At 56.5% G+C, this 22,015-nt stretch carries 21 protein-coding genes; 14 read left to right on the top strand and 7 right to left on the bottom strand.

Translation table 11 applies throughout. The features are described from left to right. Positions 1 to 47 precede the first annotated feature (47 nt). Entirely contained in the window at positions 48 to 1,145 is a 1,098-nt protein-coding gene (gene mltA, locus C3406_RS05945; protein WP_103822729.1) for a murein transglycosylase A, read from the top strand. A gap of 70 nt (positions 1,146 to 1,215) precedes the next feature. Beyond that, positions 1,216 to 2,022 (top strand): tRNA cyclic N6-threonylcarbamoyladenosine(37) synthase TcdA, encoded by an 807-nt coding sequence (gene tcdA, locus C3406_RS05940; RefSeq protein ID WP_103822728.1) that lies wholly within the window; start codon positions 1,216 to 1,218, stop codon positions 2,020 to 2,022. Here the strand turns inward: tcdA and csdE are convergent. Both csdE and csdA read right to left on the bottom strand, forming a co-directional pair. Beyond that, entirely contained in the window at positions 2,013 to 2,453 is a 441-nt protein-coding gene (csdE, locus tag C3406_RS05935; RefSeq protein WP_103822727.1) for a cysteine desulfurase sulfur acceptor subunit CsdE, read from the bottom strand. The two genes, tcdA and csdE, sit on opposite strands and share 10 nt — an antisense overlap. Next, a complete protein-coding gene (csdA, locus tag C3406_RS05930) occupies positions 2,453 to 3,658 on the bottom strand; it encodes a cysteine desulfurase CsdA (protein WP_103822726.1) in 1,206 nt (401 codons plus the stop codon). The genes csdE and csdA overlap by 1 nt, the downstream gene beginning before the upstream one ends. A gap of 192 nt (positions 3,659 to 3,850) precedes the next feature. On the opposite strand from csdA, the gene C3406_RS05925 reads away from it, so the two are divergent. The 4 genes from C3406_RS05925 (at position 3,851) to rlmM (ending at position 6,876) form a co-directional block, all read left to right on the top strand. After that, complete coding sequence (locus C3406_RS05925) at positions 3,851 to 4,078, top strand: YgdI/YgdR family lipoprotein (RefSeq protein ID WP_032613722.1); 228 nt, start codon at positions 3,851 to 3,853, stop codon at positions 4,076 to 4,078. A gap of 349 nt (positions 4,079 to 4,427) precedes the next feature. Beyond that, entirely contained in the window at positions 4,428 to 5,342 is a 915-nt protein-coding gene (gene gcvA, locus C3406_RS05920; protein ID WP_103180950.1) for a glycine cleavage system transcriptional regulator GcvA, read from the top strand. A gap of 45 nt (positions 5,343 to 5,387) precedes the next feature. Further along, entirely contained in the window at positions 5,388 to 5,783 is a 396-nt protein-coding gene (locus tag C3406_RS05915; protein WP_039029918.1) for a DUF423 domain-containing protein, read from the top strand. Continuing rightward, complete coding sequence (gene rlmM / locus C3406_RS05910) at positions 5,776 to 6,876, top strand: 23S rRNA (cytidine(2498)-2'-O)-methyltransferase RlmM (protein ID WP_103180949.1); 1,101 nt, start codon at positions 5,776 to 5,778, stop codon at positions 6,874 to 6,876. The genes C3406_RS05915 and rlmM overlap by 8 nt, the downstream gene beginning before the upstream one ends. A gap of 91 nt (positions 6,877 to 6,967) precedes the next feature. On the opposite strand, the gene xni is transcribed toward rlmM, so the two are convergent. The 5 genes from xni to queF all read right to left on the bottom strand — a co-directional run bounded on the left by xni (position 6,968) and on the right by queF (position 13,432). Continuing rightward, the gene (gene xni / locus C3406_RS05905; protein ID WP_103822725.1) at positions 6,968 to 7,726 is read right to left on the bottom strand and encodes a flap endonuclease Xni; all 759 of its coding nucleotides are present in this window, start codon (positions 7,724 to 7,726) and stop codon (positions 6,968 to 6,970) included. A gap of 112 nt (positions 7,727 to 7,838) precedes the next feature. Continuing rightward, positions 7,839 to 9,206 carry an L-serine ammonia-lyase gene (locus C3406_RS05900; RefSeq protein ID WP_103822724.1) on the bottom strand — a complete coding sequence of 456 codons (1,368 nt, stop codon included), beginning with the start codon at positions 9,204 to 9,206 and terminating at the stop codon, positions 7,839 to 7,841. 63 nt (positions 9,207 to 9,269) lie between these two features. Then, positions 9,270 to 10,559: an HAAAP family serine/threonine permease gene (locus C3406_RS05895; protein ID WP_103822723.1), complete on the bottom strand. Its 1,290-nt coding sequence runs from the start codon at positions 10,557 to 10,559 to the stop codon at positions 9,270 to 9,272. 549 nt (positions 10,560 to 11,108) lie between these two features. Next, positions 11,109 to 12,473: a nucleotide 5'-monophosphate nucleosidase PpnN gene (gene ppnN / locus C3406_RS05890; protein ID WP_103822722.1), complete on the bottom strand. Its 1,365-nt coding sequence runs from the start codon at positions 12,471 to 12,473 to the stop codon at positions 11,109 to 11,111. A gap of 116 nt (positions 12,474 to 12,589) precedes the next feature. Beyond that, positions 12,590 to 13,432 carry an NADPH-dependent 7-cyano-7-deazaguanine reductase QueF gene (gene queF / locus C3406_RS05885; protein WP_103822721.1) on the bottom strand — a complete coding sequence of 281 codons (843 nt, stop codon included), beginning with the start codon at positions 13,430 to 13,432 and terminating at the stop codon, positions 12,590 to 12,592. Between the two features lie 68 nt (positions 13,433 to 13,500). On the opposite strand from queF, the gene syd reads away from it, so the two are divergent. The 8 genes from syd to C3406_RS05845 all read left to right on the top strand — a co-directional run bounded on the left by syd (position 13,501) and on the right by C3406_RS05845 (position 22,009). Continuing rightward, a complete protein-coding gene (syd, locus tag C3406_RS05880) occupies positions 13,501 to 14,046 on the top strand; it encodes a SecY-interacting protein (RefSeq protein WP_103822720.1) in 546 nt (181 codons plus the stop codon). 632 nt (positions 14,047 to 14,678) lie between these two features. After that, the gene (locus C3406_RS05875) at positions 14,679 to 15,005 is read left to right on the top strand and encodes a YqcC family protein (protein ID WP_103822719.1); all 327 of its coding nucleotides are present in this window, start codon (positions 14,679 to 14,681) and stop codon (positions 15,003 to 15,005) included. Then, the gene (truC, locus tag C3406_RS05870; RefSeq protein ID WP_103822718.1) at positions 15,002 to 15,796 is read left to right on the top strand and encodes a tRNA pseudouridine(65) synthase TruC; all 795 of its coding nucleotides are present in this window, start codon (positions 15,002 to 15,004) and stop codon (positions 15,794 to 15,796) included. The genes C3406_RS05875 and truC overlap by 4 nt, the downstream gene beginning before the upstream one ends. 3 nt (positions 15,797 to 15,799) lie before the next feature. Next, the gene (locus C3406_RS05865) at positions 15,800 to 16,249 is read left to right on the top strand and encodes a flavodoxin (protein WP_103822717.1); all 450 of its coding nucleotides are present in this window, start codon (positions 15,800 to 15,802) and stop codon (positions 16,247 to 16,249) included. A 484-nt stretch (positions 16,250 to 16,733) separates the two neighbouring features. Continuing rightward, entirely contained in the window at positions 16,734 to 18,086 is a 1,353-nt protein-coding gene (gudP, locus tag C3406_RS05860; protein ID WP_103822716.1) for a galactarate/glucarate/glycerate transporter GudP, read from the top strand. A gap of 2 nt (positions 18,087 to 18,088) precedes the next feature. Then, positions 18,089 to 19,429 carry an enolase C-terminal domain-like protein gene (locus tag C3406_RS05855; RefSeq protein ID WP_103822956.1) on the top strand — a complete coding sequence of 447 codons (1,341 nt, stop codon included), beginning with the start codon at positions 18,089 to 18,091 and terminating at the stop codon, positions 19,427 to 19,429. A gap of 12 nt (positions 19,430 to 19,441) precedes the next feature. Next, the gene (gene gudD / locus C3406_RS05850) at positions 19,442 to 20,782 is read left to right on the top strand and encodes a glucarate dehydratase (protein ID WP_168194507.1); all 1,341 of its coding nucleotides are present in this window, start codon (positions 19,442 to 19,444) and stop codon (positions 20,780 to 20,782) included. A gap of 87 nt (positions 20,783 to 20,869) precedes the next feature. Continuing rightward, entirely contained in the window at positions 20,870 to 22,009 is a 1,140-nt protein-coding gene (locus tag C3406_RS05845) for a glycerate kinase (protein ID WP_103822714.1), read from the top strand. Positions 22,010 to 22,015 lie beyond the last annotated feature (6 nt).

Below are 22,015 nucleotides of genomic sequence, written 5' to 3'. Positions count from 1 at the left end.
TTTGTTATCTTCGTTGCGCAGAATGGGGCAACTTGAAGATGGGATATATGAAAGGACGTTGGGCGAAGTATCTGATGACAGGCGCACTGGTAGCAATTCTCGCCGCCTGTTCCTCCAAACCGACCGATCGCGGTCAGCAATATAAAGACGGGAAACTGACCCAGCCTTTCTCTTTAGTAAACCAGCCGGACGCCGTGGGCGCGCCCATTAATGGCGGGGATTTCGCCGAGCAGGTGAGCCAGATCCGCACCGCATCGCCGCGGCTGTATAGCTCGCAGAACGCCGTCTATAACGCCGTGCAGGACTGGTTACGCGCCGGGGGCGATACCCGGACCATGCGCCAGTTCGGCATTGATGCCTGGCAGATGGAGGGCACCGATAACTACGGTAACGTCCAGTTTACCGGCTACTACACCCCGGTGGTACAGGCCCGCCATACCGCGCAGGGTGAGTTCAAATACCCTATCTACCGCATGCCGCCAAAACGTGGCCGCCTGCCGTCCCGCGCCGAAATCTACTCGGGCGCGCTGAGCGACAACTATGTTCTCGCTTACAGCAACTCGCTGATGGATAACTTCATCATGGATGTGCAGGGCAGCGGCTATATCGATTTTGGCGACGGCAGCCCGCTTAACTTCTTCAGCTATGCCGGTAAAAACGGCCATGCCTACCGCAGTATCGGTAAAGTGCTGATCGATCGCGGAGAAGTGAAACGCGAAGATATGTCGATGCAGGCGATCCGCGAGTGGGGCGAGAAGCACAGCGAATATGAAGTGCGTGAGCTGCTTGAGCAGAACCCGTCGTTTGTCTTCTTCAAACCGCAAAACTTTGCCCCGGTGAAAGGTGCCAGCGCGGTGCCGCTGATTGGCCGCGCGTCGGTCGCCTCTGACAAGACAGTGATCCCGCCGGGCACCACGCTGCTGGCCGAAGTCCCGCTGTTGAATAACGAAGGCAAATTCAGCGGCCAGTACGAGCTGCGCCTGATGGTGGCGCTGGACGTGGGTGGCGCGATTAAAGGCCAGCACTTTGATATCTATCAGGGCATTGGTGCCGATGCCGGCCACCGCGCGGGCTGGTATAACCACTACGGCCGCGTGTGGGTGCTGAAAACCGCCGCAAGTACGGGCAACGTCTTTAGCGGCTGAGTGTGGTAATATTGACGCTATGTTTTCCGGGGTGAGGGGTAACTCTCACCCTTTTTACATCTGAGGTCTTATGTCTGTGGTAATGAGCGAAGCCTGGCGCCAGCGTTTTGGTGGCACCGCACGTTTATATGGTGAAAAAGCCCTGCAACTGTTTGCCGATGCGCACATCTGCGTGGTCGGCATTGGCGGCGTCGGCTCATGGGCAGCGGAAGCACTGGCACGAACCGGGATCGGCGCCATTACGCTTATCGACATGGACGATGTCTGCGTCACCAACACTAACCGGCAGATCCACGCCCTGCGCGACAGCGTCGGGCTGGCAAAATCCGAGGTGATGGCGGATCGCATTCGCCAGATCAACCCGGAGTGTCGCGTCACGGTGATTGATGATTTCGTGACCGCCGATAACGTTGCCCAGTATATGGGGGCTGGTTACAGCTACGTGATCGACGCCATCGACAGCGTGCGCCCGAAAGCGGCGCTGATCGCCTGGTGTCGTCGCAATAAAGTGCCGCTGGTGACCACCGGCGGTGCGGGCGGGCAGATCGACCCGACGCAGATCCAGGTGACGGACCTGGCGAAAACCATTCAGGATCCACTCGCGGCCAAGCTGCGCGAGCGTCTGAAAAGCGATTTTGGCGTAGTGAAAAACAGCAAAGGCAAGCTCGGCATCGACTGCGTCTTTTCAACGGAAGCGCTGGTCTATCCGCAGGCAGACGGTTCAGTCTGCGCCATGAAAAGCACTGCGGAAGGGCCAAAACGGATGGATTGTGCCTCCGGGTTTGGCGCGGCCACGATGGTGACCGCGAGCTTTGGTTTTATCGCCGTCTCTCATGCCCTGAAAAAGATGATGGCGAAGGCGGAACGTCAGGCCTGACGCGCCGCTTCCAGTACCGCGTCACTGAGCGCAGCCAGCCCCTGGCTGCGCGAGGCGCTAAGCTGGCCGCGAAGCCCCAGCGCATCAAACAGCGCCAGCGGGTTCTCCTCCAGAATCTGCGCGGCGCTTTTTCCCTCAATGGCGGTCAGCAGCACGGCCAGCAAGCCGCGAACAATCCGCCCTTCGCTGTCGCCATAAAAATGCAGCTTATCCCCAATTCGTGTAACCCCAAGCCAGACGCGGTTCTCACAGCCGGGGATCTCTTTGGCCTGCGCTTTGAGTTCATCGGACAGCGCAGGGAGCTGCTTGCCCAGCAGGATCAGCTGGCGATATTTGTCTTCCCACTGGGTCAGCGGGGCAAAGGTCTGTTTTAACGTCTCTTCAGTGATGACGGTGCCGAACGGATGTCCGGCCAGGGTTGGGCTTGTCATTAATCCACCAGTAAAGCAAGAGCGCGATCGACGGCGGCAACCAGCGCGTCGACATCGCTTTGGGTGTTATAGGGAGCAAACGAGGCGCGCAGCGTGCCGTTGACGCCTAGCGCCGCCAGCAGCGGCTGGGCGCAGTGCTGACCGGCGCGCAGGGCAATGCCATACTCCGCCAGCAGCGTCACCATGTCGCTGTGATGTACCCCGGCAAAGTCGAATGCCAGCAGGCTCGAATCCTGTACCCGGAAGGAGCGAAAACCGGGGCGTTGTTTCAGCGCCTCTTCCGCCAGCGTTGCCAGCCCGCGGCTCCAGCTCTCTGCCTGTTGCAGATCGATATCCGCCAGCCACTCCAGCGCCGCGCTCAGACCAATGACCCCCGCGACATTTGGCGTCCCGGCTTCCAGACGATAAGGCACTTGCTGAGTTTTAAAGCCGTCGAAAGTCACCTCGGTGATCATCTTGCCGCCGCCGAGCCACGGGGACATCTCCTCCAGCAGCGCCGCTTTGCCGTACAGTGCGCCAATCCCGGTAGGGCCGTACAGCTTATGTGCGGAGAAGGCATAGAAATCGATATCCAGCGCCTGCACGTCCGCCGGGAAGTGGACCACGCCCTGGGCGCCATCCACCATCACTACCATCCCGCTGGCATGGGCGAGCTGAATAGCGCGGGCCAGATCCGGGCAGCCGCCGGTGACGTTGGACATCTGCCCCAGCGCGAGAATGCGGCTACGCGGGGTGATCAACTCAGGCAGGCGAGCCACATCCGCCAGGCAGTCTGTGCCAATCGGGAGCTTAACCACCTTCGCGCCGGTCTGTTCGGCCACCATCAGCCACGGCACGAGGTTAGCGTGGTGCTCCGCCTCGCTGACGATAATCTCATCGCCCGGCTGCAGGCGCGGGCGGGCATAACATTGCGCCACCATGTTGATGGCTTCGGTGGTGCCCCGCGTCCAGACAATATTTTTGCCGCTTTCAGCGTTAAGCAGACGGGCAACCTGATCCCGCGCCGCTTCATAGCGTGCGGTTAAGCGCTGCGCCTCGGCAAACTGGCTGCGATGCACATTGCCAGCGCTCAGGCTATAAAACTGGTTGGTGGCCTCAATCACGGCCTGAGGCTTAAGGGCTGTCGCAGCGCTATCAAGATAGACACCGGCATCGGCCAGGGCCGGAAACTGGGCGCGAAAATGGGCAGGGCTGAATGCGTTCATGGAATTCCTCTTCGTGATGATGAGATCGTCGCGCAAATTCCGCAGCAGGGCAAGAAGGTTGATCTCTATCGGAATTGTCTGTTTATCCTGGCGCAGCAGACGAAGCAGGTTATGCTGAAATAGAGTCAGGAGAATGTCTTAGCCTGTTAATAAACACGCTTGAAATAGCATTAATTGCTGAAGGAGAAGAAAATGAAAAAGACTATCGCAATCGCCTCTGCCTGTATGCTTACCTTTGCCCTGAGCGCCTGTTCTGGCAACAACTATGTTATGCACACTAACGATGGCCGCTCCATCGTCTCAGAAGGTAAGCCGCAGACTGATAATGATACCGGCATGATCTCGTATAAGGACGCGAACGGGAATAAACAGCAGATCAACCGCAGTGATGTGAAAGAGATGGTTGAGCTGGATCACTAACGGAATTGCAGACAAAAAAAAGCACCGCAATTGGGCGGTGCTACATTAATCACTATGGACAGACAGGGTAAATGTACAGGAAGTGAAAAGGTGGTAGTTTTCCTACCGTGGTCTGAATCGCAGACCAATTGCAAACACAACAACACAACATCACAACCGTAAGCCAAAAGCCCATCAGAACACGCATTCCAAAAAAAGCTTTTCGTTCCGGCTCAGGAAGTGCCGCCACTATAGGTATTTGCTGGTAGTTCCTCAACGGACAATTTATAATGGCTCAGATAAAAAAAACTAATAGGTTAAACGTTGTTTCCTGTTTGTTAAAAGCCGTTAACATCTAAGCCAGATAACCATGTCCAAGCGATTACCACCACTTAATGCATTACGTGTATTTGATGCTGCTGCGCGCCACCTGAGCTTCACGCGCGCGGCCGATGAGCTTTTTGTGACGCAGGCCGCAGTCAGTCATCAAATCAAGTCTCTTGAGGATTTTCTGGGCCTCAAGCTGTTCCGCCGCCGCAACCGTTCCCTGCTTCTGACGGAAGAGGGGCAGAGCTATTTTCAGGATATCAAAGAGATATTTTCCCAGCTCACCGAGGCCACCCGTAAGCTGCAGGCGCGCAGTGCCAAAGGGGCACTGACGGTCAGTTTATTGCCAAGTTTTGCCATTCAATGGCTGGTGCCGAGACTCTCAAGCTTTAACTCAGCTTATCCGGGAATCGACGTTCGAATCCAGGCGGTCGACCGTCAGGAAGAGAAGCTGGCAGACGATGTCGACGTAGCGATTTTTTATGGGCGGGGCAACTGGCCAGGGCTGCGTGTTGAAAAATTGTACGCGGAATATTTGCTGCCGGTCTGCTCGCCACTACTCTTAACGGGCGAAAAAGCGTTAAAAACGCCGGACAATCTGGCGCAACACACGCTTTTGCATGATGCTTCTCGCCGCGACTGGCAAACTTATACCCGCCAGCTCGGTCTTAACCATATCAATGTGCAGCAGGGACCCATCTTTAGCCACAGTGCGATGGTGTTACAGGCTGCCATCCACGGACAGGGCGTGGCGTTGGCTAACAACGTGATGGCGCAGTCCGAAATTGAGGCTGGCCGCCTGGTCTGCCCCTTTAATGATGTTTTGGTCAGTAAGAACGCATTTTATCTGGTTTGTCATGACAGTCAGGCAGAACTGGGTAAAATAGCCGCGTTTCGCCAGTGGATCCTGGCAAAGGCGGCCAACGAGCAAGAAAAATTCCGCTTTCGGTACGAGTAACACTTTCTTTTGCGTGCAGGGCGCGCATAACTTCAGGACAGAAACATGACCAGCCGTTTTATGCTGATTTTTGCCGCGGTGAGTGGCTTCATTTTTGTTGCGCTGGGCGCCTTTGGCGCACATGTATTACGCAAATCCCTGGGTGTGGTGGAGATGGGCTGGATCCATACCGGTCTGGAATATCAGGCGTTTCATACCCTGGCAATCTTCGGACTGGCCGTGGCGATGCAGCGTCGCATCAGCATCTGGTTTTACTGGAGCAGCGTATTTATGGCGCTGGGCACCGTGTTGTTCAGCGGTAGCCTCTATTGCCTTGCGCTGTCGCATTTACGCCTGTGGGCGTTTGTTACCCCGGTGGGCGGCGTCAGCTTCCTGGTCGGGTGGGTTTTAATGTTAATCGGTTCGTTCCGTCTGAAACGCAAGGGCGTTGTTCATGAATAAAGTTGTCTTATATTGTCGCCCGGGCTTTGAAAAAGAGTGTGCCGCGGAAATTACTGATAAAGCCGCGAAGCGTGAAGTCTTTGGTTTCGCTCGCGTGAAAGAGAATGCGGGCTACGTTGTTTTCGAATGCTATCAGCCAGAAGATGCCGATAAACTGGTTCGCGAGCTGCCGTTCAGCTCGCTGATTTTTGCCCGTCAGATGTTTGTGGCCGGCGAGCTGCTGCAGGATCTGCCGCCAGAGGATCGTATTACCCCTATTGCCGGTATGCTGCAGGGCGTCGTGGAGAAGGGCGGTGAGCTGCGCGTTGAGGTGGCCGATACTAACGAAAGCAAAGAGCTGATGAAGTTCTGCCGCAAATTCACCGTGCCGCTGCGCGCCGCACTGCGTGACAGCGGCGTGCTCACCAACTATGAGACGCCAAAGCGTCCGGTGGTGCATGTCTTCTTTATCGCTCCGGGCTGTTGCTACGCCGGGTATTCCTATACCACCAACAATTCGCCGTTTTACATGGGGATCCCGCGTCTTAAGTTCCCGTCCGACGCGCCGAGCCGTTCCACCCTCAAGCTGGAAGAGGCGTTCCATATCTTTATTCCGGCTGACGAGTGGGATGAGCGTCTGGCAAACGGGATGTATGCGGTGGATCTGGGTGCCTGTCCGGGTGGCTGGACCTATCAGCTGGTGAAACGCAACATGTGGGTCTACTCCATTGATAACGGCCCGATTGCGCAAAGCCTGATGGACACGGGCCAGGTGACCTGGCTGCGCGAGGATGGTTTCCGCTACCGTCCGAACCGCAATAACATCTCGTGGCTGGTGTGCGATATGGTAGAAAAACCGGCCAAGGTGGCTGCGCTGATGGCAACCTGGCTGGTCAACGGCTGGTGCCGCGAGGCGATTTTCAATCTCAAGCTGCCGATGAAAAAGCGCTACGAAGAGGTTTCCCAGAACCTGGCATACATCCAGACCCAGCTTGCAGAGCATGGCATCAATGCGGAGATTCAGGCGCGTCAGCTGTACCACGACCGCGAAGAGGTTACCGTGCATGTGCGCCGCTGGTGGGCTGCCGTGGGTGGTCGTCGCGACGAGCGGTAATCTGTACAACGCCCGGAGGCGCTGCGCTTACCGGGCCTACAACACCCCTCGTCCCGTAAGCCCGGTAAGCGCAGCGCCACCGGGCATGACGTCACACTCGCTCTAACCTGAGCTGCTGCAAATTCCCGTCTAGCTGTAAATCCGTCTGCAATCGCGCCACGTCCCGGCAGATAAAGGCCATCTCTTTGTGCGCCTCCAGTTTTTTGCGCCACTTCTCCGGCACCTCATCCAGACGGGCGTAAATCCCTTCCAGATCCTGGAAATCGGCCAGCAACTGGGACGCACTTTTCGGGCCAATGCCCGCCACGCCCGGCACCCTGGAGCTGCTGATCCCCGCCAGTCCCCAGTAATCCGGCAGCTGCTGGGGTGATACGCCAAACTCACTGGCGATAAAGGGCGCGTCGAGCCAGCGTTTCTGGAAATAGTCGCGAATGCGAATGGTGGGGGAGAGGAGCTGACAATAGCCTTTGTCCGTCGAGACAATGGTAGCCTGATGGCCTGCGCTGGCCACTTTGACCGCCAGGGTAGCCGCCAGATCGTCGGCTTCGTTGCCCTGGGCGCCCCAGCAGGGGACTCCGCGCTGCTCAAAGGCGGCGCGGATGGCGGGCATTTCGGCGTGCAGATCGTCCGGCATTGGCGCGCGGCCGGCTTTGTAATCCGGCAGGCGCTGGTGACGCCAGCCGCTGTTGCGGGCTTCATCATCAAAAACGGCAACCGCATGGCTGGGCTGGCTGTGACGAATAAGCTGCTCCAGAGCATGCAGGCAGGTATCCTTGCAGGGGGTGCCCTGTACCGCATGAATGCGGCGGATAAGATTCAGCGCGTCGACAATAAGCAAATGAACAGCCACAGATAATCCCTCTTATATCCAGTGGATTAAGGGTAACACCGTCGGCAGAATGAAACTACGAGAGGCGGGAAGAACGGGAAGGAGCCTCGCAAAACAAGGCTCCTTTTCAGGCTTAGTCGCAGGTCACGATCTTCATCGCCAGACCACCGCGAGAGGTTTCACGGTATTTGGCGTTCATATCTTTCCCGGTTTCATACATGGTTTCGATCACTTTATCGAGGCAGACGCGCGGCTCGCTGGTGCGACGCAGTGCCATACGTGCGGCGTTCACCGCCTTCACGGAGGCAATCGCGTTACGCTCGATACAGGGCACCTGCACCTGGCCGGCAACCGGATCGCAGGTCAGACCGAGGTTATGTTCCATGCCAATTTCTGCCGCAATGCACACCTGCGCCGGACTGCCGCCCAGCAGCTCAGCCAGACCCGCCGCCGCCATGGAGCAAGCCACGCCCACTTCGCCCTGACAGCCCACTTCGGCGCCAGAGATCGAGGCGTTCATCTTATACAGCGAGCCAATGGCGCTGGTCACCAGCAGATAGCGGGCCAGTGAGTTAGCGTTTACTTCGCGGATAAACTTGTCGTAATAAGCCAGCACCGCAGGAACGATACCGCAGGCACCGTTCGTTGGGGCCGTTACCACACGGCCACCCGCGGCGTTCTCTTCATTCACCGCCAGCGCGAACATGTTGATCCAGTCCACCACCGCCATCGGATCGCTGGTGGTTTTATCGCTGCTCACCAACATACGACGCAGGGCCGCTGCACGGCGCGGAACACGCAGTTTACCCGGCAGCACGCCCTCGGTGGTGATGCCGCGCTCAATACCGCCGCGCATCACTTCCCAGACGTTAGCAAAGTGCTGTTCCAGTTCTTCTTTGCTGTGTAGCGCCAGCTCGTTTTGCATCATCAGGCCGGAGAGGGAGAGGCCACTCTCCTGGCAATGACGCTGAAGGTCGGCAGCCGTTTTATACGGATACGGCACCGCGACAGGCGCGCTCTCTGGCTGCCCAAAATGGTCTTCGTCGACGATAAAACCGCCGCCGATAGAGTAATAGGTTTGGCTGTAAATCGCCTTGTCGCCTGCCAGCGCGGTGATGCGCATACCATTTTCGTGCAGCGACAGGTTGTCGGCGTGGAAATTCATGCAGCGATCAACCGGGAATTCAACTTCATGCTCACCGTTGGCCAGCAGCAGTCGGCCATGGGTGTTAACGTCCTGGATAAAGCCCGGGATGGCGTCAATATCAACACTATCCGGCAGGTTGCCCGCCAGGCCCATAATGATGGCGATATCGGTATGGTGACCTTTGCCGGTCAGCGACAGGGAGCCATAGACATCTACAACCACGCGGGTGGTGTCGTGCAGTATTCCGCGCGCAATAAGATCGTCCGTGAACTGTTTACCTGCTTTCATTGGCCCGACGGTGTGCGAGCTGGAAGGACCAATACCAATTTTAAAAATATCGAAAACGCTAATCATGATGCGTCCGTTGCTTTACGTCAGAGGAGTAGATTGCGCCATCCGAAGATGGCGCGGGAGGCATTACGCGAACAGCGAGTAGAAGATAGCGGAGATAGCAATCAGACCCATAACCACAACGAAGACGTTGCTGATCTGGCCGCTGTATTTACGCATCGCTGGCACTTTCTGAATGGCGTACATCGGCATCAGGAACAGGATCATCGCAATAACCGGGCCACCCAGGGTTTCGATCATGCCGAGGATGCTTGGGTTCAGAGTCGCAACCGCCCAGGTGGTCAGCAGCATGAACAGGGCTGTGATTTTGTTCAGCTTGTTGATTTCAATACTCTTACCTTTACCGCGCAGAGATTTAATCACCATGCCGTTAAAGCCTTCACGTGCGCCCAGGTAGTGGCCGAGGAAAGATTTAGTGATAGCGATAATCGCGATGATTGGCGCCATCCAGGCAATCACTGGGGCATTAAAGTGGTTCGCCAGGTAAGAGAGAATCGAGATGTTCTGCTCTTTCGCGGCCGCCAGATCTGCCGGGGAGAGGCTCAGTACGCAGCTGAAGACGAAGAACATAACGGTCAGCACCATCATCACGTGAGCGCGAGCCAGGATGCTGGAGCACTTCTTCTCGGCGCCCTGGCCGTACTCTTCACGCTTCGCCACGGCGAAGGAGGAGATGATCGGCGAGTGGTTGAAGGAGAAGACCATTACCGGGATTGCCAGCCACAGGGTCATCCACAGGCCATTACCGGTGGCGGACGCGCTGCTCAGGGAGAGGGTTTCCAGCGCTGCGCCGTTCCACTGAGGGATCAGGTAGCAGGCCAGCACCATCAGGGCGATAACGAACGGGAATACCAGTACGCTCATCGCTTTTACAATCATCTGCTCACCGAAGCGCACGATAGTCATCATACCGACAATCAGGATCAGCGACAGAATGGCGCGCGGTGGCGGCGTCATGCCCAGCTGGTGGGTCATAAAGCTCTCAACGGTGTTGGTGATAGCCACGCTATAAACCAGCAGGATTGGGTAGATGGCAAAGAAGTAGAGCAGGGTAATCAGCTTACCTGCGCCAATCCCGAAGTGCTCTTCAACCACTTCAGTAATGTCTTCACCCGGGTTTTTACCGGAGAGCACAAAACGGGTCAGGCCGCGGTGTGCGAAGTAGGTCATCGGGAACGCAATGATTGCCATGATGATCAGCGGAATTAAGCCGCCAACACCCGCGTTAATAGGCAGGAAGAGAACACCAGCGCCGATTGCTGTGCCGTACAGGCCAAGCATCCACATGGTATCGGTTTTACGCCATCCGCTTCGGGTTTCAATCGAAGCAACGGTGCTGGTTTGAGTGGTTTCCATCTGTGTCTCCAGGAGTAGCTAATGTCAGGTTTCTGGTCAAATTCGATGCAAAAAGGACAAATCGTAATATGAAATTCGCTCAGTGACGGTTTTTATATAATTTTTCTCCGTAACTATCGGCGGGCGGAAAGATACATTTTCATAATGGATCTATCAGTGATCCCGATCTCAAATGCAATAATCTACTTTTGAGGTGGATATCTTTAGACCATTTATCTGCTAAGAAAACATCACAGCGAATTTCTGGGCGCGAAGGCTATCATTAACGATATGTAGCGTGATAGAGAGCCCAGCAATATAGGTGTCATACGCTGTATAAGTCGCGTTTTAGAGGATTTTTTCGTGATTTAAAGCATTTGTACCTAATAAATCACGCTTAGGAAATCTACGTAATCGTTTGCGTTCCATAATGCAAACGTAAAAAGATAAGTTATGGTGATATCTGACGCCACGCCATGTAACTGAAGGCAATAAAAAAGCCGGGCGGCTGAAGGCCATTCCCGGCGGGAGAGAGTGAGAAGGCGCCCGACACGCAGCCGGGCAGGGGCGTTATGCGCAAATCTCGTAGCAGGGGATATAGGCGCTGCCCGGAAGTTTCATACGGTGCTGGGCGACAAAGCCCTGCAGCAGATCGTCCATGCGGCGCATCATTTCGCGGTCGCCATGGATTTTATAGGGACCAAACTCCTCAATGGCCTGGATACCCACCTCTTTCACGTTACCGGCCACGATGCCCGAGAAGGCGCGACGCAGGTCGGCGGCCAGCGTTTCAACCGGCTGATCGGGGTAGAGCTTCAGGTTAGCCATATTTTCATGTGATGGCTCAAACGGGATCTGTAGATCCGGCGAAATACGGATCGACCAGTTAAAGCTGTAGGCATCTCCGGTATCACGGCGGTTCTCTTTCACCAGCGGCATGGCCTTTTTCATCAGGCGTGCCACTTCTGCGGCATCGTCAATGATAATGCGATAGTGACGACGCGCCGTTTCGCCCAGCGTATGCACAATGAACTCATCCAGTACGCGGAAGTAGTCGGCGCTCTCTTTCGGGCCGGTAAGTATCAGCGGCAGCACCTGATCCTGGTTGGCCGGATGCATCAGAATACCCAGCAGATAGAGCAACTCTTCTGCCGTACCCACCCCGCCCGGGAAGATGATAATTCCGTGGGCGATGCGGACAAACGCCTCCAGACGTTTCTCAATGTCCGGCATGATGATCAGTTCGTTAACCAGCGGATTCGGTGGTTCAGCGGCGATGATCGACGGCTCGGTCATACCGATGAAGCGCCCCTCTTTGTAGCGCTGCTGCGCATGACCCACTGCCGCACCTTTCATCGGCGCTTCCATCGCACCCGGGCCACAGCCTGTGCAGATGTTCAGCTCGCGCAGACCCAACTGGGTACCCACACGACGGGCATAGAGATATTCGGTTTCGTTAATAGAGTGACCACCCCAGCAAACCACCATACTTGGGGCTTCGCCCACGTGCAGGGCACGGGCGTTACGCAGGATAGAGAAGACCAGGTTGGTGATATGAACGGAGCTTTCCAGGTTCAGGTGCTGGAAACGACCGGCGTTACTGATCTGGCCGTTCACGAACAGGATGTCGCGCAGAACCGCAAACAGGTTAGCCTGCAGCGCACGGATGATGCGCCCGTCAACAAAGGCCTCTTCTGGCGGGTTAATCAGTTCCAGCTTTACGCCACGTTCGCGGCGCAGGACGTTGATATCAAAGCTTTCAAAGCGGGACAGCAGCTCTTTGCTGTTGTCGGTGAGGCTACCGGAGTTCAGAACGGCAAGTGAACAGTTGCGAAACAATTGATAAAGATCGCTGCTGGCCGTGCTCTTGAGCATGTCCACTTCCAGCTGCGACAACATATCCATTGAGCCAAGCGGGCTAATATGTGTAATCAAGTGAGCTCCTTACGGGACGTTTATCGTCTTTCCCCGTTGATTACAATAGCCCTGGCTTATGACCTTTCACAACCTAAAGCGCGGAACATACCGCGCAGATTGCGAATTTATTTATTTTACTGACGCACTAACCGACCGGTGGCGGGAACAAAATCGGTATTGCTCCGCCACGGGTTGATATCCAGCCCGCCGCGTCGGGTATAGCGGGCATAGACGCTGAGCGACTCCGGCTGGCAGAAACGAAGAATATCGTTGAAGATGCGCTCCACGCACTGTTCGTGGAACTCGTTATGGTTGCGGAAGGAGACCAGATAGCGCAGCAGCTTCTCACGATCGATTTTTGCCCCGCGATACTGGATCTGCACCGAACCCCAGTCAGGCTGATGGGTAATCAGGCAGTTGGATTTGAGCAGGTGACTGACCAGCGTCTCTTCCACCACTTTGCCGCTGGCACTCTTTTCCAGCCACGCGGTGTCAAACTGATAGTTGTCGATCTCAATCTCCTGATCGTCGATGCAGGTGCCGTGGAAGTGGGCAATAGGCTGGCCTTCAAGCTCATCAATCCGATAGAGCGCCACCGTGACCTTACCCTGGGCACAGGCGCTTAAATCCCTCTCCAGAGTGTGCTGTACCGCTTCCCAGCTCTCAAAGCGGGTCTGGTTAAAGCTGTTGAGGTAGAGCTTAAAACTTTTGGACTCCACCAGATTGACGCTGGTGTAATCCAGCTCAACGTGACCCACCGCCACCTGCGGCAAACCGCGGGCGTTAAGCCAGGAGAGCTCATAGAGCGTCCAGATATCGCCGCCGTGGAAGGGCAGGGCATCGGCCTTCAGGCCCAGCGGATCGCGGTTGAGGCTGCGCGGCACGCCCTGTAGCAGGCTGGCATCGTAGATGTCACGGTAGGCTGTGCTTTTGCCCAGCGTCAGGCCCGATAAGGCATCATGATTTTCGTAAGACATGTTTCATTGTCACTTTAAAGGTAAACTATGGGCTGAGTGTATCCTGGCTTATATGAAGAGAGAAACCGGTGGATAAAGAGACTGCTGCTGCGTTAACCGCATTTACCACGCGTTACTGTGACGCCTGGCATGAACAGAAAGCGTCATGGCCGCAAAGCGAAGAGCTGTACGGCGTGCCTTCACCCTGCATTATTACCTCTTCCGGGGATACCGTGACCTGGCAGCCGCAGCCCTTTACCGCTGAGCAGAGTGTAAATGCCATTGAACGTGCCATGGACATTGTGGTACAACCTCCGGTTCACGCGTTCTATACCACACAGTTCGCCGGGGATATGTGCGCTCGCTTTGATAATGAAGCGATGACGCTGCTGCAAACCTGGAGCGAAGAAGACCTGCTGCGCGTGCAGGAGAACCTGATAGGGCACCTCGTTACCCAGAAGCGCCTGAAGCTATCGCCAACGTTGTTTATCGCCACGCTCGACAGTGAGATGGACGTTATCTCTGTCTGTAACCTCACGGGCAACGTGGTAAAAGAGACGCTGGGTACGCAGAAACGTCAGATCCTCTCCGCTTCCCTTGCGGATTTTCTTAATCACCTTCATCCCGTCGTGTAATCCTGCATACTACTGCGCGTGTGAGAGATCTCTTACAGAGTTTGTGAGAGATCGCCCTTATTACTTGAATGTTTAAAACATCAGGTCATTTAAAAAATACTTTATTATCATCTTGTTGCGTTTTCATAACGCTTGGTACAGATACGCAAACTCTTTAATGTGGCTTACGCAGTGCCTTGTAAGACGAAGCGGAATCATGGATTCTATCTCCGTCGACAGGAAGCCGACACAAGAAACGAACATCAGGATGATGACGTTTCTTAACAAGGACACGTCAGGAAGACGCTACAAGGAAGGCTTCAGGATGAAGCAAGAGGATCACGCAGGACGCGTTGAAGGACACCTCCAGGAAGGAGAATGAGAGCCGGTACAGATGTCCGGTGGGTCAGGAAGACCAGGACGCTTCAGGAAGAAGCAGTCACATCAGGACGATGTGCGCAGGATGCAGCGGTCAAGGGAAGACCAGACCTTAGGGTCAGAGGAAAAGTTGTCACGGATGAGCAGGGAGCACTAAAAGTAGCTGGATTGCTGCGAAACGAACCGGGAGCACTGTTTTTACAGTGCTCCCTTTTTTTATTTCTGCGTGGTCTTTGCTATGCTGCGCGCCGTTCACATTTTCAGTTGAGGTTTTCATGACCCATCACGACAACGTGCGCGCGCAACTGCACGCCATTGAAGCTTTACTGCGCGATCATCAGCTGTGGCAGGAGACGGCGCCGCAGCCAGACGCGTTTGAGAGCACGCAACCTTTCTGTATGGATACCCTGGAGCCGTTTGAGTGGCTGCAATGGGTCCTCATTCCCCGCATGCATGCCCTGCTCGATAGCGGCCATCCGCTACCCCAGAGCTTTGCCGTGGCGCCCTATTATGAAATGGCGCTGGATGCTGCCCATCCGTCACGCGACGCGGTGCTGGCCGCGCTGCTGGCGCTGGATACGCTCTTCGGCGACGAAGCATGATCGAGATCCTCTATCAGGATGAGTGGCTGGTTGCCGTTAATAAGCCCTCCGGCTGGCTGGTACACCGTAGCTGGCTGGACCGGGATGAAAAAGTGGTGGTGATGCAGACGGTGCGCGACCAGATCGGTCAGCATGTCTTCACTGCCCACCGTCTGGACAGACCTACTTCCGGCGTTCTGCTGATGGGACTCTCCAGCGAGGCCGGTCGACGTCTGGCGCAGCAGTTTGAGCAGCATCAGATCCAGAAACGCTACCATGCGATTGTCCGGGGCTGGCTGACAGAGTGCGCCACGCTCGATTATCCCCTGACGGAAGAGCTGGATAAAATTGCCGATAAGTATGCCCGCGACGACAAAGGCCCGCAGCCCGCGGTAACCGACTATCGCGGCATGGCGACCACTGAAATGCCGGTTGCCACCAGTAAGTTTCCCACCACGCGCTATAGTCTGATGGAACTGGAGCCGAAAACCGGGCGTAAGCACCAGCTGCGACGTCACCTTGCGCATCTCCGCCATCCGATCATCGGCGACAGCAAGCATGGCGACTTGCGGCAAAACCGCAGCGCCGCAGAGCATTTCGGCTGTCATCGTCTGATGTTACACGCCAGCCAGCTGCAACTTATCCATCCGTTTACCGGCGAGCCGCTGACGATCCGGGCCGGGCTGGACGAGGTGTGGATGCAGGCGTTGTCACAGTTTGGATGGCGCGGACAACTCCCCGAAAATGAAAGGGTTGAGTTTGACGTAACCAACGTTCAGGATGATCGGAACGAGCGTTCAATCAGGGAGTAAAACATGGCGGTAATCGGAATTTTTGTCGGCACGATGTACGGTAACTCGCTGCTGGTGGCAGAAGAGGCCGAAGCGATTCTGGCGGGTATGGGCCATAAAGCCACGGTCTATGAAGATCCCGATCTGGCCGACTGGGAAAAATACCAGGGCCAGTATGCGCTGGTGGTCACCTCGACAACCGGGCAGGGCGATCTCCCGGACAGCATTGTTCCGTTGTACCAGGGAATTAAAGATAAGCTGGGTTATCAGCCGGAAATGCGTTACGGCATTATTGCGCTCGGTGACAGCACTTACGCGAATTTCTGCGGTGGCGGCAAGCTGTTCGACGCTCTGTTACAGGAGCAAAGCGCGCAGCGCGTGGGTGAGATGCTGATGATTGACGCCTCTGAACACCCTGAGCCGGAAGGCGAATCCAATCCCTGGGTTGAACAGTGGGGCACATTGCTAAAATAAGTTCCTGCCCTCCCTGAGCGGAGGGCCAGAACCCTTTGCCAGTTAACAAAGCGACCATGCAGCCAGTATAAGTTAACTGAATCGAGTAAGCTTTGGGCAATCGCCCGTAAATCCTCACCTGAAACGCGGTCATTAGCAGGCATTTTCACTGCGTCAAGCGACCTGTTTCACACTCCCGTTATTCCCTGACTCTGGCCTTCCCCTTACGGGCAGGCAGTTTTCATTTCCGTGAAGTCTCTTCCATTGTCCTGGGCTTTTGCCACAAACAACCGCACAGAGCCTTGCCAATGTTGTGTTGTTGCACGGTGAGAGGGGCCAGGTTCCTTTCTTATACTTTTTCCGCCAGTTAATAAAAATGCAGTCAGTAAGGCGAAACGACCTACATGTTCGAACTGCAAAAACACATACACGTCATTCTGATTACCCTACGGTTGAGCTGTTCAGAATGAACGTAGCGAAAACGCTATGATTCAGGAGTGCAAGAATGAGTTCATTAAGCCAAGCGGCGAGCAGCGCTGAAAAGCGCACTAACGCCCGCTACTGGATAGTGGTGATGCTGTTTATCGTCACATCCTTCAACTATGGCGACCGCGCCACCCTGTCGATTGCTGGTTCAGAAATGGCAAAAGATATCGGGCTGGATCCGGTCGGTATGGGGTATGTTTTCTCCGCATTTTCATGGGCCTATGTTATCGGCCAAATTCCAGGCGGTTGGCTGCTCGATCGCTTCGGTTCAAAACGCGTCTATTTCTGGTCCATTTTCATCTGGTCCATGTTTACCCTGCTGCAGGGCTTTGTGGATATCTTTAACGGCTTTGGCATCATTGTCGCGCTCTTTACCCTGCGCTTCCTCGTCGGGCTGGCAGAAGCCCCATCCTTCCCGGGCAACAGCCGGATCGTGGCTGCCTGGTTCCCGGCGCAGGAGAGGGGAACGGCGGTCTCCATTTTCAACTCCGCACAATACTTTGCCACCGTCATCTTCGCACCTATCATGGGCTGGCTGACGCACGAGGTGGGCTGGTCGCATGTGTTCTTCTTTATGGGCGGTCTGGGTATTGTGATCAGCTTTATCTGGCTGAAAGTGATCCACGAACCGAACCAGCATCCCGGCGTAAACCAGAAAGAGCTGGACTACATCGCCGCAGGCGGCGCGCTGATCAACATGGATCAGGCGAGCAGCAAAGCGAAAGTCCCGTTCAGCCAGAAACTGGGCCAAATCAAACAGCTGGTGGGTTCCCGCATGATGCTCGGGATCTATCTCGGCCAGTACTGCATCAACGCCTTAACCTACTTCTTTATCACCTGGTTCCCGGTCTATCTGGTGCAGGCGCGCGGCATGTCGATTCTGAAAGCCGGGTTTGTCGCTTCCGTTCCGGCAATCTGCGGCTTTGTCGGCGGCGTACTGGGCGGGGTAATTTCCGACTGGCTGATGCGTCGTACTGGCTCTTTGAATATCGCCCGTAAAACGCCAATCGTGCTGGGTATGCTGCTCTCCATGACGATGGTGATGTGTAACTACGTGAACGCCGAGTGGATGATTATCGGCTTTATGGCGATGGCCTTCTTCGGTAAAGGTATCGGTGCGCTGGGCTGGGCGGTGATGGCAGATACCGCGCCGAAAGAGATCAGCGGCCTGAGCGGCGGTCTGTTCAATATGTTCGGCAACATCTCCGGCATCGTGACTCCGATTGCCATTGGCTACATCGTCGGTACCACCGGCTCGTTTAACGGGGCGCTGATCTACGTCGGTATCCATGCCCTGGTGGCGGTGCTGAGCTACCTGGTGCTGGTAGGTGATATCAAACGTATTGAGCTGAAACCTGTTACGGAGCGTTAATGATGAGTATGCAATCCAGCCCTGTCGTCACTGAAATGAAGGTTATCCCGGTTGCCGGCCAGGACAGTATGCTGCTGAACATCGGCGGCGCGCATAACGCCTGGTTTACCCGCAATATCGTGGTACTGACCGATAACGCCGGGAATACCGGCGTAGGTGAAGCGCCAGGCGGCGAGGTGATCTACCAGACCCTGGTGGATGCCATTCCGCAGGTGGTGGGTCAGGAGGTGGCGCGCCTGAACAAAGTGGTGCAGCGCGTACATAAAGGCAACCAGTCTGCCGACTTCGATACCTTCGGTAAAGGCGCATGGACCTTTGAACTGCGGGTGAATGCGGTGGCGGCACTGGAAGCGGCGCTGCTGGACCTGCTCGGCAAAGCGCTGAACGTGCCGGTGTGCGAACTGCTCGGCCCTGGAAAACAGCGCGATGCGGTCACCGTGCTGGGCTATCTCTTCTACCTGGGCGATCGCACCAAAACCGATCTCCCTTACCTGGAACGTTCGCCGGGCAGCCACGACTGGTATCACCTGCGCCATCAGGAGGCGCTCTCCAGTGAGGCGGTGGTGCGTCTGGCGGAAGCCGCGCAGGATCGCTACGGCTTTAAGGATTTCAAACTGAAAGGCGGCGTTCTGCCGGGCGAGCAGGAAATTGAGAGCGCCCGCGCCCTGAAAAAACGCTTCCCGGATGCCCGTATTACCGTGGATCCCAACGGCGCCTGGCTGCTGGATGAGGCTATCTCCTTGTGCAAAGGGCTGGGCGATGTCCTGACTTACGCCGAAGATCCGTGCGGCGCCGAGCAAGGTTTCTCTGGCCGTGAGGTGATGGCGGAGTTCCGCCGCGCCACGGGCCTGCCGGTGGCGACCAACATGATCGCCACCAACTGGCGTGAGATGGGGCACGCCGTCATGCTCAATGCGGTCGATATTCCGCTGGCGGACCCGCACTTCTGGACCCTTTCCGGCGCGGTACGGGTGGCGCAGTTGTGCGATGACTGGGGCCTGACCTGGGGTTGCCACTCCAACAACCACTTTGATATTTCGCTGGCGATGTTTACCCATGTCGGCGCTGCCGCACCGGGCACGCCGACCGCTATCGACACCCACTGGATCTGGCAGGAAGGCGAAGCGCGCCTGACCAAAAATCCACTCGAAATTAAACACGGCAAGATTGCCGTACCTGATGCACCGGGGCTTGGCGTGGAACTTGACTGGGATCAGATCCACAAAGCGCATGAAGCGTATAAGAAACTGCCAGGCGGCGCGCGTAATGACGCAGGCCCAATGCAGTACCTTATCCCCGGCTGGACCTTTGACCGTAAACGCCCGGCGTTCGGTCGCCACTGATTAAAGGATGGAATTATGAGCACGTTTACTACTCCTGTTGTGACCTCTATGCAGGTTATCCCGGTTGCCGGCCATGACAGCATGCTGATGAACCTGAGCGGCGCCCATGCCCCGTTCTTCACCCGTAATATTGTGATCATCAAAGATAACTCCGGTCACACCGGGGTAGGTGAAATCCCGGGTGGCGAGAAGATCCGTAAAACACTGGAAGAGGCGATCCCGCTGGTGGTGGGGCAAACCCTCGGCGCCTATAAAAACGTTCTTAACGCCGTACGTAACGAATTTGCCGACCGTGACGCGGGTGGCCGCGGTTTGCAGACCTTCGACCTGCGCACCACTATTCACGTTGTGACCGGCATTGAAGCCGCAATGCTCGATCTGCTGGGCCAGCATCTGGGCGTTAACGTCGCCTCCCTGCTGGGTGATGGGCAGCAGCGCACTGAAGTTGAGATGCTGGGCTACCTGTTCTTCGTCGGCAACCGCAAGCTGACCCCGCTGCCGTATCAGAGCCAGCCGGATGAGCAGTGCGACTGGTATCGCCTGCGCCATGAAGAGGCGATGACCCCTGATGCGGTGGTCCGTCTGGCGGAAGCGGCCTACGAGAAGTACGGCTTTAACGATTTCAAACTGAAGGGCGGCGTGCTGGCGGGTGAAGAAGAAGCCGAATCGATCATTGCGCTGGCGAAACGCTTCCCACAGGCGCGCGTCACCCTCGATCCAAACGGGGCCTGGTCGCTGGATGAGGCGATCCGCATCGGTAAGCGTCTGAAAGGCGTGCTGGCCTATGCGGAAGATCCGTGCGGTGCTGAGCAGGGCTTCTCCGGCCGTGAAGTGATGGCCGAGTTCCGCCGTGCCACCGGTCTGCCAACCGCCACCAACATGATCGCCACCGACTGGCGTCAGATGGGGCATACCCTGTCGCTGCAGTCGGTGGATATCCCGCTGGCGGACCCGCACTTCTGGACCATGCAGGGCTCGGTGCGCGTGGCGCAGATGTGTCACGAGTTCGGCCTGACCTGGGGCTCGCACTCCAATAACCACTTTGATATCTCGCTGGCGATGTTCACCCACGTGGCCGCTGCCGCGCCGGGCAACATCACCGCCATCGACACCCACTGGATCTGGCAGGAGGGCAACCAGCGCCTGACCAAACAGCCGTACGAAATCAAGGGCGGTATGGTGCAGGTACCAACCACGCCGGGTCTGGGCGTGGAGTTGGATATGGATCAGGTGATGAAGGCGCACGAGCTCTATCTGCAGCATGGTCTGGGCGCACGCGACGACGCGATGGCGATGCAGTACCTGATTCCGGAGTGGACCTTCAACAACAAACGCCCTTGCATGGTGCGTTAAGTCCGGTGCCGGTTCCTGCGGGAGTCGGCATTTTCTCTTGCGTGACGGGTGTATGCTTATGGTAGTCAACATGCGTAAGGACGGCTTATGAAAATAGTGATCGCACCGGACTCTTACAAAGAGAGCCTGAGTGCCCTGGCAGTGGCAACGGCGATAGAGCAAGGATTTTGCGAGATTTTCCCCACGGCGGAGTACGTGAAACTGCCGGTTGCCGATGGTGGGGAGGGCACCGTGGAAGCGATGGTCGCCGCCACCCAGGGTGAAATTATTCAGGTACGCGTAACGGGGCCGCTCGGCGAGCATGTTGACGGTTTTTATGGCCGCTCCGGCGATGGAAAAAGCGCATTCATCGAGATGGCGGCGGCCAGCGGTCTGGAGCTGGTTCCCCCGGCCCAGCGCAATCCGCTGAAAACCACCTCCTGGGGAACCGGGGAGCTGATCCGCCATGCCCTGGATGCAGGCGTAAAACATATCATCATTGGGATTGGCGGCAGCGCCACCAACGATGGCGGCGCAGGAATGGTGCAGGCGCTTGGCGCGAAGCTGCTGGACGAACAGGGTCACGCCATCGGTCCCGGCGGCGGTGAACTGGAAAGGCTGGCTCGTATCGATATCAGTGGTCTGGATAAACGGCTGACGTCGTGCCGCATTGAGGTGGCATGCGACGTCACCAACCCGCTGACCGGCGACAACGGCGCTACCGCCGTGTTTGGTCCGCAGAAGGGGGCGACCTCAGAGATGATCGTGCGCCTCGATCGCGCGCTGACGCAGTATGCCCGGATCATCGCCCGCGACCTGGACGTTGACGTGCTCGGGCTGGCGGGTGGCGGCGCGGCGGGCGGTATGGGCGCGGCGTTGTACGCGTTCTGCGGCGCGCAGCTGCGTCAGGGTATTGAAATCGTCACCGATGCGCTCAATCTCGACGGCCTGGTGGCCGATGCCGATTTGGTGATCACCGGCGAAGGGCGGATCGACAGCCAGACCGTTCATGGCAAAGTGCCGGTAGGGGTGGCGAAGATTGCCAAACGCTACAATAAACCGGTCATTGGCCTGGCGGGCAGCCTGACGGCGGATGTCGGCGTGGTGCACGAGCATGGTATCGACGCGGTATTCAGCGTGATTTATACCGTCTGCACGCTGGAAGAGGCGCTGGAAGATGCCGAAGAAAATGTGCGGATGGCGGCCCGCAATATCGCCGCCGTATTAAAAGTGGGAAGGGGGCTGTAATCCCTT

The organism is Leclercia sp. LSNIH8 (assembly GCF_002920195.1).
Taxonomy (GTDB): Bacteria; Pseudomonadota; Gammaproteobacteria; order Enterobacterales; family Enterobacteriaceae; genus Enterobacter.
The sequence above is the reverse complement of the archived record's forward strand: the minus strand, read 5'-3'. Positions and strand labels throughout refer to the sequence as shown.

Bases quoted from the DNA above. Each gene is read 5' to 3' on its own strand.
- C3406_RS05845 (WP_103822714.1), top strand. From the start codon at position 20,870: ATGAAAATAGTGATCGCACCGGACTCTTACAAAGAGAGCCTGAGTGCC.
- gudP (WP_103822716.1), top strand. From the start codon at position 16,734: ATGAGTTCATTAAGCCAAGCGGCGAGCAGCGCTGAAAAGCGCACTAAC.
- csdE (WP_103822727.1), bottom strand. From the start codon at position 2,453: ATGACAAGCCCAACCCTGGCCGGACATCCGTTCGGCACCGTCATCACT.
- C3406_RS05915 (WP_039029918.1), top strand. From the start codon at position 5,388: ATGACCAGCCGTTTTATGCTGATTTTTGCCGCGGTGAGTGGCTTCATT.
- tcdA (WP_103822728.1), top strand. From the start codon at position 1,216: ATGTCTGTGGTAATGAGCGAAGCCTGGCGCCAGCGTTTTGGTGGCACC.
- C3406_RS05865 (WP_103822717.1), top strand. From the start codon at position 15,800: ATGGCGGTAATCGGAATTTTTGTCGGCACGATGTACGGTAACTCGCTG.
- truC (WP_103822718.1), top strand. From the start codon at position 15,002: ATGATCGAGATCCTCTATCAGGATGAGTGGCTGGTTGCCGTTAATAAG.
- C3406_RS05855 (WP_103822956.1), top strand. From the start codon at position 18,089: ATGAGTATGCAATCCAGCCCTGTCGTCACTGAAATGAAGGTTATCCCG.
- queF (WP_103822721.1), bottom strand. From the start codon at position 13,432: ATGTCTTACGAAAATCATGATGCCTTATCGGGCCTGACGCTGGGCAAA.
- C3406_RS05900 (WP_103822724.1), bottom strand. From the start codon at position 9,206: ATGATTAGCGTTTTCGATATTTTTAAAATTGGTATTGGTCCTTCCAGC.
- gcvA (WP_103180950.1), top strand. From the start codon at position 4,428: ATGTCCAAGCGATTACCACCACTTAATGCATTACGTGTATTTGATGCT.
- rlmM (WP_103180949.1), top strand. From the start codon at position 5,776: ATGAATAAAGTTGTCTTATATTGTCGCCCGGGCTTTGAAAAAGAGTGT.
- C3406_RS05925 (WP_032613722.1), top strand. From the start codon at position 3,851: ATGAAAAAGACTATCGCAATCGCCTCTGCCTGTATGCTTACCTTTGCC.
- C3406_RS05895 (WP_103822723.1), bottom strand. From the start codon at position 10,559: ATGGAAACCACTCAAACCAGCACCGTTGCTTCGATTGAAACCCGAAGC.
- mltA (WP_103822729.1), top strand. From the start codon at position 48: ATGAAAGGACGTTGGGCGAAGTATCTGATGACAGGCGCACTGGTAGCA.
- C3406_RS05875 (WP_103822719.1), top strand. From the start codon at position 14,679: ATGACCCATCACGACAACGTGCGCGCGCAACTGCACGCCATTGAAGCT.
- csdA (WP_103822726.1), bottom strand. From the start codon at position 3,658: ATGAACGCATTCAGCCCTGCCCATTTTCGCGCCCAGTTTCCGGCCCTG.